The sequence below is a fragment of the Flavobacterium sp. YJ01 genome, assembly GCF_029320955.1.
In the GTDB taxonomy this organism is placed as follows: Bacteria; Bacteroidota; Bacteroidia; order Flavobacteriales; family Flavobacteriaceae; genus Flavobacterium.
Window position 1 is genome coordinate 155,859 of the sequence record NZ_CP119757.1, and the last position, 12,227, is coordinate 168,085.

Below are 12,227 nucleotides of genomic sequence, written 5' to 3' on the forward strand. Positions count from 1 at the left end.
TGTTAAGATTGCACTGTTTACAAAAGGTTGCGTCTGAAATGAAAATTTTAACAATGAAAGATTCAAGTTCTGAAAATAGAATTCATTTTCAAATTTCCTAATTAAAATCTATCTTCGCTTTCCAATTAAATTCCAATAAAAAAATCTAAATCCCAATTCCCTTTAATCTAAAATCTAAAGTCAAAAAAACTAAAATTTTTCCATGTCTAATAATCTCCTTGAAACTCCAATTGAATACTTAAAAGGCGTTGGTCCGAGTCGCGGGCAATTGCTTCGTAAGGAATTGGGCATTCATAAATACGGAGATTTAGTCAATTTTTTTCCAAATAGATACATTGACAGAACACGTTATTATAAGATTAATGAATTGCAGAATACAGGTTCTGAAGTTCAGATTATTGGAAAAATAATTCACATCAAGACGGTTGAATTTGCTAAAAACAAAAAGCGTCTTGTTGCTACTTTTGTAGACGATACGGGGCAAATTGATTTAAATTGGTTTCAAGGCCATAAATGGATTCGAGAAAGTTTAAAACTAAATGAAACGATTGTAATCTTCGGAAAATGTTCTCTTTACGGAAGCCAATTTAGTATGGCGCATCCTGAAATTGAATTATTAAGCGAACATGAAAAAAGCCTTCGTTCGGCAATGCAACCCGTATATCCTTCAACGGAAGCTTTGGCGAATAAAGGCATTTCAAACCGGACTATTAATAAAATAATGGAACAGCTTTTTCTAGAAACACAAGCTTTGTTTACAGAAACCTTTCCTCCTTTTTTAATCGAAGAACTAAAATTGATTCCGAGAAGAGCGGCATTATTTAATATTCATTTTCCGAAGAGTGCAGAAATTTTAGCTAAAGCACAATTCCGATTAAAGTTTGAAGAATTATTTTTCATTCAGCTTCAGTTAATTACTAAAAATCTAATTAGAAAACATAAAATAAAGGGACATCCGTTTGCTAAAGTTGGAGAACTTTTTAATGAGTTCTATCAAAATCATTTGCCATTTGATTTAACAAATGCTCAAAAAAGAGTAATCAAAGAAATTCGAACCGATATGGGAAGCAATGCCCAAATGAATCGTCTTTTGCAAGGAGATGTTGGTTCTGGAAAAACAATTGTCGCCTTTATGAGCATGCTATTAGCAATTGATAATGGTTTTCAAGCCTGCCTGATGGCACCAACTGAAATTTTGGCCAATCAGCATTTTCTTGGTTTGTCGGAATTTGCTCGAACACTAAATATCAATATTAGAATCCTGACTGGCTCTACTAAAACTTCAGAAAGAAAGATTATTCATGAAGAATTAGAAAGTGGCGAACTTAAAATTTTAATCGGAACTCATGCTTTATTGGAAGATAAAGTAAAATTTCAGAATTTGGGACTTGCCGTAATTGATGAGCAACATCGTTTTGGAGTTGAACAACGTTCCAAATTATGGAAGAAAAATGATATTCCACCACACGTTTTAGTAATGACAGCAACGCCGATTCCGCGAACATTGGCAATGAGTTTATACGGCGATCTGGATATTTCTGTAATCGATGAATTACCGCCTGGAAGAAAGCCAATTCAAACCGTTCATCGATTTGATTCGAATCGTTTGAAAGTCTGGAAATTTCTTCGTGATGAAATTGCAAAAGGCAGACAGATTTACATTGTTTATCCGTTGATTCAGGAATCTGAAAAAATGGATTATAAGGATTTAATGGACGGTTATGAAAGTATTTCTCGTGATTTTCCGCTTCCTCAATATTCGATTTCCATTTTGCATGGAAAAATGAAACCTGCCGACAAAGATTCTGAAATGAAACGTTTTTCTGAAGGGAAAACCAATATCATGGTTGCCACAACGGTTATTGAAGTTGGAGTAAATGTACCAAATGCCAGTGTAATGATTATTGAAAGTGCAGAAAGATTTGGACTTTCGCAATTGCACCAATTACGCGGACGTGTCGGACGTGGCGCCGAACAGAGTTATTGTATTTTAATGACAGGCCATAAATTAAGTTCTGACAGCAAAACCAGAATGGAAACTATGGTTCAGACCAATGACGGTTTCGAAATTGCCGAAGTAGATCTTAAACTTCGTGGACCAGGTGATTTAATGGGAACCCAGCAAAGCGGTGTTCTAAATCTTCAGATTGCAGATATTGTAAAAGATAGAGAAATTTTATCTTTAGCTCGTAACTACGCTATGAAAATCTTAAAAGAAGATTCTGCATTGCAAAAACCAGAAAATGCCATTCTAAGAGCTATTTTCATCGAATTGACTAAGAAGAAAAATATTTGGAATTATATTTCGTAAGGTTCAAAGGAACAAAGGTTCAAAGGGACAAAGTTACAAGTCAAACTAGTAAGCCTCTGAACCTTTGAACCTTTGTCGCTTTGCAACTTCAAAAAAAAACTTCACTGCATCAGACTCAAAACATTTGTTAAGTTTTTATTCAGGTGATTTAGATTTGTTGGGGGGCAAATTTAAGGTTGAATAATTTCAGCTGACACAATGAAGTATTTCTATTTATTTTTTGGAATCGTTTTTCTTTTCAAAAAGACCACTGAATAAGCCTTTGCTTATCTTGTTTTTGTCGTCTTTTCCAGTGGCTATCAAATGATCGATGTATTCCATGTAAGTTTTTTTTCGCTCTTCTAGAAAACCAACAAGATATTCTTCAGAAGCCTGAATACCGCTAGTTTCCTCGATTTGCAATAATTTTTTATACAATGGTTCTATAAATTTTACGATAATTTCATTTGGAACAGATTTTCTTGTTCCAAAAAAGCCTACTATTTCGCCATCAGTATCTGCAACGATTTTAAAATCGGTAATAACCCAGTAATAACGGCCCGTTTTAGCCATGTTTTTAATAATTACATGAATATTTTCACTCGATTTAATACTGTCCCACAGAAATTTAAAAATAACTTTTGGCATGTCTGGATGTCGAATAATATTATGCGGCTGGCCAATAAGTTCAAATTCGTCATAACCAGAAACATCTATAAAGTCTTCATTGGCATATAAAATGGTTCCTTTTTTGTCGGTTTTACTAAGCAGTACTTTATTCTTATTCCAATCTACTTCTCTGTCTGAAGGCGTTGGACGATTTATTCTGGTATCCATAAATTTTTGTATTTAAGTTAATACACCATTAATAACAAGATTTAGTTCAATTCAATTTCTAAAACAAGCAGAATATTTCTGATTTTATGAAAAACAGTTTCTAACTCATTTTCAAGCCATTCCGGTATTTCATTATCAACTAACAAATCAAGACGATGAATATCGCTGGTAATCTGAATTAACTTTTTATATTGAAAATCTAGATTTTGTACTTGAGAATTATTTTTATGAATTTTTAAAATTTCAGCAACTTCATGAGCAAATTCGGTTTCAGCACCAATTTTGTCGATTGAATTTAACGTTATACTTTCTCTTAAAAAATCATCAATAGTTCTCTTTAAATTATGCAGCGTTGGCACTGCTGTCGGAAAATCATGCTTAAACATACAGCGGTTATATAATTAATTGTTGGTTTGGGAAATGTTTTTAATTTGAATTTCTACTGTTTGTAGATTTTACATGAATATCATTAACCAAATCATCAATTTTTTTGGCACTTTCTCGCATCATTTCAAGGTAAGAAAGCAATTTATCATTATCTGTATGTCCTTTAGAAACATCGATAAGTTTTAAAACTGAATTAACTGGAAGTTTAAGATCTAAAGTTGTTCTATGAATAAAATCGTTGTAATCTTTTGTAGCCGACATTGAGCTGTATTTTGCAGAAGCCAATTTCATATTTTCCAATTCATATTCGTCTGAAATTTTAGAAATATGATTTTCGCTATGTTCTTTAAAATAATAAGCCCAATAACCATTCATAAAAAACACAACAGCTGCCAGAACAGTATGAATTGCAAGAGTTTCAATATCAAAATTAACTTGAGAAAAGTACACTTGAAGCCCTGTTGCATCATTATAAATATAATTCTGTAAATAGGCTAATCCCGCGTGATGCAATACAACTAGTAAGGTTAAAGGAATCTGAAGTTTCCAGTTTTGGTAAATAATTAGAATTGTACTAGCAATAAATACTGTAAAATGCATTTCGAACATTCCGTGCATCTGGTAAATATATTGCGCCATAAAAATAGCTAGCACAACAGACAAAACATATTGATAAAACTTAGAGTTTTTCATGAAAAATTTAGCCGAATAATACGCAAGAAGATTCAGTGTTCCTACTCCGACACCAATTTCAAAAGTATCGTATTTAAAAGACAATCCTATACCGAGAAGAAAATAAACGGCAAGAACATAATTGATAATTGTATCTGACTTTTGTGTCATTGTAGACATAAAACTGTGCAGGTAATCCTGTTCATTCAAACTAGCTTTTGGTTTCATAGATTTAAGTTTTTGGGTTTTGGATAGATTTATTTAGTGCATTTTGGTAACGAACATCCGTAGGCTTTAAGAGCCAAAGCATTAAAAGTAGGGCTGTATTTTTTTCTCAATAAAGAATCAATTGCCATTTGGGCATAATTGCTTTTGGTATCTGTACAATATCTGGTTTTATTGTAGTTTCCGCGATAGTATAAATTATGAGAAGGATCGAGTAAAACTGCCTGAGGCGTTGAGAAAACTCCACATTTTTTAGCAATAGCTTCGTCAAAATAAACAGGGATTTTAGCATCAAACTTTTCCTGAATTTCAGCGATAGTAAAATTCTTTTGTTTATTTAAAACCACAATTTTAAAATTGATCTGATCCCCATATTTTTTAATCAAATCACTAACATGAGGAACATTAAAACGGGAACAAGGACAATCTGGATTAAAGAAATGTATAAAAACAGGTTTGTTATCAAATGCACAACATGCGCCTAACTCAATTTTAGAACCCATTGCTATTGCGTGATAATTTTTCGGAATTGGTGTTGGAAGACTATATTTGAATTCATTCTGCCAAAACAAATATCCAATTGCAAGAACTAATAATGTAAACCATAAACTTAAGAGTAATGTTTTCTTCATAAATTATTTTTTAATTATCAAAACACCAAAAAAGTAAACACTTGTTAACAATAAAAACCTGTAAATTCATTAAAAAATCTAAAAACCAATTTCCATTCTTACATTTTAACATAAATAAGGGTGCTAAACACGAGCATTTCTGTTAAAATCGATGTTTTTGTTTAACGTATCAATGTTACAAATAAAATCGATAAAGTGCAAAAAAAATCAGACAAAATACATTAAATTTATTTTTAGATAGAAAATCTCTGACTTAAGCAGGAATATAAAGTCTAATTCAAAGCTGAATAAATTATCTTACAAACTTTTATTCAAAGAAAAAAAATTAACCATTAATTAAACCTTTTATTCTACTATTAGTCTAAATGCAAACCTTTGTACATACAAATGTTAAATAAAAGCCAAGAGCCTTTGATTTCACAACAAAAAGTTAAATTTGCAAGCTTACTAAAAACACAAACCTAAAATCTATATTCACCTCAATTTTATGAAACTCAAACACCTCATTTACACCTTTTTAATTATTGCAATTGGTGGTTTTATCAGTTACAGAATTATATCAAACAAGAGTAAAAACGATGACTCTAAAAAATTTAATGATAAAGATTCTCCAACAACTGTTAATGGAATCGTAATAAAAACTGCCACTTTTGACAATAATTTATCACTTACGGGATCTATTGAAGCAAACGAACAAATAGAAATTCATAGTGAGGTTTCTGGAATTGTTGAAGGAATATTTTTTAACGAAGGTACTTTTGTAAACAAAGGACAAGTGCTTTTTAAAGTAAATGATATTGAACTAAAAGCTCAATTGAGACAGGCTGTAACCAAAGAAGGTTTAGCAGCAGAAAACGAAAGAAGAGCAAAATTACTTCTTCAAAAAGAGGCAATTAGCCAAGAAGAAGCCGATATTGCAAGAGCAGATCACGCGTCGGCTCAAGCTCAAAGTCAATTAATTAGAGCTCAAATTTTTAAAACATCTGTAAGAGCTCCTTTTTCCGGAAAAATCGGTTTGCGCTCTATTTCACCTGGAACTTATATTACGCCGACTGTTTTAGTAGCAAAATTGGTAAATACGGGTAAACTAAAAATCACATTTTCGATTCCTGAAAAATATGCATCACAAGTTAAATCAGGTTCTACAATTGATTTTACCGTTTCTGGATCTGATAAAACGTACTCTGCAAAAATCTACGCTATAGAACCAGAAGTTGCTGTTGCTACTCGTACGTTGCAAATTCGTGCAATTGCTGACAACACAGATGGAAAACTTTTCCCTGGAACTTTCGCAGATATTAAATTGCCATTAAATATTATTAAAGATGCAATTGTTGTACCTTCTCAGGCTATCATTCCTGTCCAAGACGGTAAAAAAGTTTTTGTAGCAGATCACGGAAAAGCAAAAGAAGTAATGGTTGACGCAACAACAAGAACCGATTCTTCTATTTTGATTTTAGCAGGATTGAAAGCTGGAGACACTTTAATTACAAGTGGCGTTATGTCTTTAAAAAACGAAGCGCCAATTAAAGTAAAAGTTACTAAATAACATTTAAGTTATCAGTTTTGGGTTATGAGTTAAGAGTTTTAAAATTCTCATTAACAAATCTAAAATCTGAACTCTAAAATCATAAATCATATATGAGTTTATCAACTACAAGTATAAAAAGACCTGTTTTAACCATTGTACTGAATCTGTTAATTATACTTTTCGGTCTTATTGGTTATACTTTTTTGGGTGTTCGAGAATTTCCTTCGATTGATCCTGCACAGGTTTCCATTCGTACCAATTATACTGGTGCGAACTCTGATATTATTGAATCACAAATTACAGAACCTCTTGAAAAAGCAGTAAATGCAATTGACGGAATTCGAAATATTACTTCTTCTAGTAACCAAGGAAGCAGCAATATTACAATCGAATTCAATCTTGATAAAGATTTGGAGGAAGCTGCAAATGATGTTCGTGACAAAGTTTCGCAAGCCATCAGAAGTTTACCGCAAGATATAGATGCCCCGCCTGTTGTTTCAAAAGCAGATGCTGATAGTGAGGCGATTATTTCGATGACCGTTCAAAGTGACACAAGAAGTTCTTTAGAATTAAGTGATTATGCTGAAAATGTTATTTCGCAAAGATTAGAAACAATTCCTGGAGTAAGTGCCGTTCAAATTTGGGGGCAAAAACGCTACGCCATGCGTTTGTGGATTGATCCTGCTAAATTGGCCGCTTATGGTTGTACTGTTGCAGAAGTTCGTACGGCCTTAAATGCTCAAAACGTTGAATTGCCCTCAGGAAAATTAACTGGAAACAGCACTGAATTAACCGTTAAAACAGTTGGCAATCTTTCTAAAGCAGAGGAATTTAACAACATTATCATTCGCACAGACGGAGATAAAATTATTCGTTTGAGTGATATTGGAGGTGCCGAATTAGGTCCAGAAAATCTAGAAACAAAATTAAGCCAATCTGGACTTCCTTTAATTGGTTTGGCGATTGTGCCAATGCCTGGAGCAAATTATTTAGATATTTCTAAAGAATTTTACAAAAAATACCAAGCTTTACAAAAAGATCTTCCGAAAGACATTAAACTGAATATCGCTCTTGACAATACCATTTTCGTAAAGAAATCAGTACTTGAGGTTGCTGAAACTTTAGGAATTTCGATTATTCTGGTAATTATTATTATTTATTTGTTCTTTAGAGACTGGGCAATTGCGTTCAGACCTTTAATTGATATTCCCGTTTCTTTGATTGCTACATTCTTCATTATGTGGATGTTTGGTTTTTCTATTAATGTCTTAACACTACTTGCAATTGTATTGGCCACAGGTTTGGTCGTGGATGATGGTATTGTTGTTACTGAAAATATTTTCAAAAAGGTTGAAGAAGGAATGTCTCCTATTGAAGCCGCTATTAAAGGTTCCAATGAAATATTTTATGCTGTAATTTCTATTTCAGTTACTTTGGCTGCGGTATTTTTACCTGTAATTTTCTTAGAAGGATTCGTCGGACGATTATTTAGGGAATTCGGTGTTGTAATTGGTTCTGCTGTATTAATTTCTGCCTTTGTATCATTGACTTTAACGCCAATGTTGAATGCTTATTTAATGAAAGGCGGCGAGCAGAAAAAATCAAAATTCTATATTAAAACAGAACCGTTTTTTGAAAAAATGAATAGTAGTTATGCTGAAGCGCTAACGAAATTTATGGATAGAAAATGGATTAGTTTTCCGATTCTTATTGCTTGTTTTGGATTGATTTATCTATTTTTTACTATTCTTCCAAAAGAAACTGCTCCTTATGATGATAGAAGTTCTGTAACCATGCGTATGACAACTCCTGAAGGATCTTCATACGAGTATACGGACCGTTTTATGCAGGAAATTTCAAAACTGATTGATGATTCAATTCCAGAGAAAAAAGTAGCTTTAGTAATTACATCTCCAGGATTTAGTTCGAATTCTGTAAACAGCGGATTGGTTCGTTTGACTTTGAAAAATGTTGATGAAAGAGAAAAATCTCAAAAAGAGATTGCCGACAAATTAACTAAATGGACTAAACAATATCCAAATGCTAAAACTTCGGTTACACAACAGCCAACAATTGCTGTAAACAGACGTGGAGGTTTACCGATTCAATACATTATTCAAGCTCCTAATTTTGATAAACTAAGAGAAAAAATTCCGTTGTTTATGGCAGAAGTTGGAAAAAGCGACGTTTTTTCTACAACAGATGTTAACTTGAAGTTTAACAAACCTGAAATCAACGTAACCATTGATCGTGCAAAAGCAGAAAGTTTAGGAATTTCGATTTTAGATATTGCGCAAACTTTGCAGCTTTCCTTGAGTGGACAGCGTTTTGGATATTTCATTAAAAATGGAAAACAATATCAGGTAATTGGTCAGTTCGATCAAAAAGACAGATCGAAACCTTTGGATTTGACATCAATGTTTGTGAAAAACAAAAATGGAGAATTGATTCAGATGGATAACGTTGTAAATGTATACGAGCAAAGTAATCCGCCACAATTATATCACAACAATCGTTACATGTCTGCAACAGTTGCCGCTGGTTTAGCGCCAGGAAAAAGTATGGGCGACGGTATTCAGGAAATGGACAGAATTAAAGCTAAGGTATTAGATGAAACTTTTACAACCGATTTAGCTGGAGAATCTCGAGATTTCGTAGAAAGTAGTTCTAATACTTCTTTCGCTTTCGGATTAGCTTTACTATTGATTTTCTTAATTTTAGCTGCACAGTTTGAAAGCTTTATTGATCCTTTTATTATCATTTTGACGGTTCCAATGGCGGTTGCTGGAGCTTTATTTTCTTTATGGTTATTCAACCAAACGTGGAATATTTTTAGTCAGATTGGTACCGTAATGTTAATTGGTCTGGTAACTAAAAACGGTATTTTGATTGTAGAATTCGCCAACCAATTAAGAGAACAAGGAAAACCGAAATTAGAAGCTATTTTAGAAGCTTCAGAAGCACGTTTACGTCCAATTTTAATGACGAGTTTGGCAATTGCTTTGGGAGCGCTTCCAATTGCTATGTCATTAGGTGCTGCGTCAACAAGTAGAATTGGTATGGGAGTTGTAATTGTGGGAGGAACTATTTTCTCACTTGCACTAACACTTTTCGTAATTCCTGCCATTTATTTTATGTGGTCTAGAGCTAGAAAACATTATCCAGAATTTGACCATATTGACGAATACGAAAAAGAAAGTATAAAATAGAAACCTAAAAATCACGATTTTTACAAAATAAAACTCGTGATTCTCTGGTAAAAGAAAATAAACATGAATATCAAAAATATATACTTCACTTTACTAATTCTGTTTGCTTGCATTATTCAGGCGAATGCACAGGAAGTTCTAACTATTGAACAAGCTATGACTATAGCTTTGGAAAATAATTTTGAGATTAAAATCGCTAAAAATAATTCCAAAATAAACGAAACTAACGTAACTATTGGAAATGCTGGAATGCTGCCAACAGCAACTGCTTCTATTGTTGACAATAATAACCTTACAAACTCAACGCAGGTTCGTCAAGATGGTACTTCAACTACATTAAATAACGCCAAAAATAATAGCTTAAATTATGGTGTAAGTTTAGGATGGACCGTTTTTGATGGAATGAAAATGTTTGCTAAATATGATCAATTGCAGGAACTTCAAAAATTAGGCGACGCAGAACTTAAAAGAACTATTTTAGTTAAAATCGGTCAAGTAAACTCCGCTTATTATGATTTGGTACAGCAACAATATCAATTGGCGGCTTTAGATACTACAATTGTAATTTCTAAGCAAAGATTAACTTTGGCTCAGAATAGATTTAGCATTGGAAAAGCGTCCAAATTAGAAGTTTTAAACGCACAAGTTGATTTAAATACTGATCAAGTAGCTATGCTGAGACAAAAAGAATCTTATGCCAACGCAAAAATCTTATTAAATCAATATTTAGCTCGAGATCCAAAAATTGATTTCAAAGTAACAAACGAAGTTACTGTTGATAATAAATTAGTTTTAGCAGATTTAATGGATCTGGCGCAAAAACAAAATCCAGCGTTAGAATCGCAAATCATCAATAAACGTATAGCTGAATTACAATTAAAACAAGTAAAAGCTGACCGATACCCTACTCTTAGATTAACTACCGGTTATAACTTTGCCGAAAGCCAATCAAGTTTAGGTTTTACAAGTGAAAATTCATCACGAGGTTTAAATTATGGATTCAATGCTTCAATGAACATATTTGATGGTTTCAATCAGCATCGAAATGAAAAAGTGGCTAAAATGCAGATAGAAAATACGCAAATTGCCATAGAACAGCAAAACATGATTTTAAATACACAATTGAGTACGGCTTTTCAAACGTATTTAACCAATTTAGAATTAATTGATTTGGAAGAAGATAATGAAGCAATAGCGAAACAAAATTTAGATATTACGCTTGATAAATTCAAAATCGGAACCATTACCACTCTAGATTTTAGAACCGCTCAGTTGAATTATGTCAATGCAAAAGTACGTTATAGCAATGCGCAATACGAAGCAAAATTATCTGAAATTGCCTTAAAGGAATTAGCTGGAAATATTACTTTTTGATTTCCGTTAGTTTTTAATTTATCATATTATCTGCTAAATCTGCGAGCTAAATTTACTCTCGCAGATTTAGCAGATTTTTTTTTACTCTAAGCCAAATTAGGTCGATTTTTAATTTAAATTTGTTTCAAAACAAACTTAAATGATTTCGTACAACACCAAGGATTGGTTTACTTTTATTTTTCATTTTCATAAATCAGATACCGTTCGCAAACTGTTTCCGATTATGATTGCCATCGGAATTTATTCTGCTGTTGTCGGATATCTTGAAGTTGAATATTTTAAGGTTACAAAAAACGATTATATCCACAACATTCCAATCATGCACGGAATGCTTGGTTTTGTTATCTCTCTTTTACTTGTTTTTAGAACCAATACTGCTTATGATCGCTGGTGGGAAGGCCGAAAACTTTGGGGTGGACTTGTAAATAACAGCCGTAATTTTGCTATTAAACTTTCGGCAATTTTAAAAGAAGAAAATGACAGAAAGTTTTTTAGAAAATACATTCCGATGTATGCTGACATTTTGCACAAACATTTAAAAGATGAAGAAACTAGTAAAATGCTGTTTGAAGATGTTTATCTAGAATTGGATAATCACAAACACAAACCAAATCAGTTAAAAAGAATCATGTATCACAAAATTAATGATTTGTATGATGCTGAAAAGATTTCTGGCGATCAGCTGATTACTTTAAATGATGAGTTGGTTGCTTTTACAGATATTTGTGGTGCTTGCGAACGTATTAAAAATACACCTATTCCCTACTCTTACAGCGCTTTCATCAAAAAATTCATCTTTTTTTATACGATGACACTTCCATTTGGATATTCTGTAAGTTTAGGATATTTTGTTGCTCCTGTCGTAGTTTTTATCTTTTACGTTTTGGCGAGTTTGGAGTTAATTGCCGAAGAAATTGAAGATCCGTTTGGCGACGATGAAAATGATCTTCCGACGAAAAAGATATCGGAAAACATCAAAAAACATGTAGAAGAACTGATTTAATAAAACGTTAAATCTGCCTTTTATATTCTTATTTTCATTAAATTTAAAGTCTTCACCAAAAATTTAA

At 32.6% G+C, this 12,227-nt stretch carries 9 protein-coding genes; 5 read left to right on the plus strand and 4 right to left on the minus strand.

The window, feature by feature from the left end:
• Nucleotides 1–202: 202 nt before the first annotated feature.
• On the plus strand, nucleotides 203–2,311 hold the full coding sequence (recG, locus tag P0R33_RS00770) for an ATP-dependent DNA helicase RecG (RefSeq protein ID WP_276173677.1): 2,109 nt from the start codon (nucleotides 203–205) through the stop codon (nucleotides 2,309–2,311).
• Between the two features lie 213 nt (nucleotides 2,312–2,524).
• On the opposite strand, the gene P0R33_RS00775 is transcribed toward recG, so the two are convergent.
• From P0R33_RS00775 to P0R33_RS00790, 4 genes are read right to left on the minus strand one after another with little or no spacing between them, the layout of a single operon-like run.
• A complete protein-coding gene (locus tag P0R33_RS00775; protein ID WP_276173678.1) occupies nucleotides 2,525–3,127 on the minus strand; it encodes a PAS domain-containing protein in 603 nt (200 codons plus the stop codon).
• A gap of 41 nt (nucleotides 3,128–3,168) precedes the next feature.
• On the minus strand, nucleotides 3,169–3,513 hold the full coding sequence (locus P0R33_RS00780) for a hypothetical protein (protein WP_276173679.1): 345 nt from the start codon (nucleotides 3,511–3,513) through the stop codon (nucleotides 3,169–3,171).
• Between the two features lie 40 nt (nucleotides 3,514–3,553).
• On the minus strand, nucleotides 3,554–4,414 hold the full coding sequence (locus tag P0R33_RS00785) for a hypothetical protein (protein WP_276173680.1): 861 nt from the start codon (nucleotides 4,412–4,414) through the stop codon (nucleotides 3,554–3,556).
• 29 nt (nucleotides 4,415–4,443) lie between these two features.
• The gene (locus P0R33_RS00790; protein ID WP_276173681.1) at nucleotides 4,444–5,043 is read right to left on the minus strand and encodes a thioredoxin fold domain-containing protein; all 600 of its coding nucleotides are present in this window, start codon (nucleotides 5,041–5,043) and stop codon (nucleotides 4,444–4,446) included.
• Between the two features lie 487 nt (nucleotides 5,044–5,530).
• Between P0R33_RS00790 and P0R33_RS00795 the strand changes: the two genes are divergently transcribed.
• From P0R33_RS00795 to P0R33_RS00810, 4 genes are all read left to right on the plus strand, one after another.
• Nucleotides 5,531–6,592 (plus strand): efflux RND transporter periplasmic adaptor subunit, encoded by a 1,062-nt coding sequence (locus P0R33_RS00795; protein ID WP_276173682.1) that lies wholly within the window; start codon nucleotides 5,531–5,533, stop codon nucleotides 6,590–6,592.
• A 92-nt stretch (nucleotides 6,593–6,684) separates the two neighbouring features.
• Nucleotides 6,685–9,783 (plus strand): efflux RND transporter permease subunit, encoded by a 3,099-nt coding sequence (locus P0R33_RS00800; protein WP_276173683.1) that lies wholly within the window; start codon nucleotides 6,685–6,687, stop codon nucleotides 9,781–9,783.
• Nucleotides 9,784–9,846: 63 nt separating this feature from the next.
• A complete protein-coding gene (locus tag P0R33_RS00805; RefSeq protein ID WP_276173684.1) occupies nucleotides 9,847–11,157 on the plus strand; it encodes a TolC family protein in 1,311 nt (436 codons plus the stop codon).
• A 139-nt stretch (nucleotides 11,158–11,296) separates the two neighbouring features.
• Nucleotides 11,297–12,160 carry a bestrophin family ion channel gene (locus P0R33_RS00810; RefSeq protein WP_276173685.1) on the plus strand — a complete coding sequence of 288 codons (864 nt, stop codon included), beginning with the start codon at nucleotides 11,297–11,299 and terminating at the stop codon, nucleotides 12,158–12,160.
• Nucleotides 12,161–12,227: the final 67 nt, after the last annotated feature.

Bases quoted from the DNA above. Each gene is read 5' to 3' on its own strand.
- recG (WP_276173677.1), top strand. From the start codon at position 203: ATGTCTAATAATCTCCTTGAAACTCCAATTGAATACTTAAAAGGCGTT.
- P0R33_RS00775 (WP_276173678.1), bottom strand. From the start codon at position 3,127: ATGGATACCAGAATAAATCGTCCAACGCCTTCAGACAGAGAAGTAGAT.
- P0R33_RS00780 (WP_276173679.1), bottom strand. From the start codon at position 3,513: ATGTTTAAGCATGATTTTCCGACAGCAGTGCCAACGCTGCATAATTTA.
- P0R33_RS00785 (WP_276173680.1), bottom strand. From the start codon at position 4,414: ATGAAACCAAAAGCTAGTTTGAATGAACAGGATTACCTGCACAGTTTT.
- P0R33_RS00790 (WP_276173681.1), bottom strand. From the start codon at position 5,043: ATGAAGAAAACATTACTCTTAAGTTTATGGTTTACATTATTAGTTCTT.
- P0R33_RS00795 (WP_276173682.1), top strand. From the start codon at position 5,531: ATGAAACTCAAACACCTCATTTACACCTTTTTAATTATTGCAATTGGT.
- P0R33_RS00800 (WP_276173683.1), top strand. From the start codon at position 6,685: ATGAGTTTATCAACTACAAGTATAAAAAGACCTGTTTTAACCATTGTA.
- P0R33_RS00805 (WP_276173684.1), top strand. From the start codon at position 9,847: ATGAATATCAAAAATATATACTTCACTTTACTAATTCTGTTTGCTTGC.
- P0R33_RS00810 (WP_276173685.1), top strand. From the start codon at position 11,297: ATGATTTCGTACAACACCAAGGATTGGTTTACTTTTATTTTTCATTTT.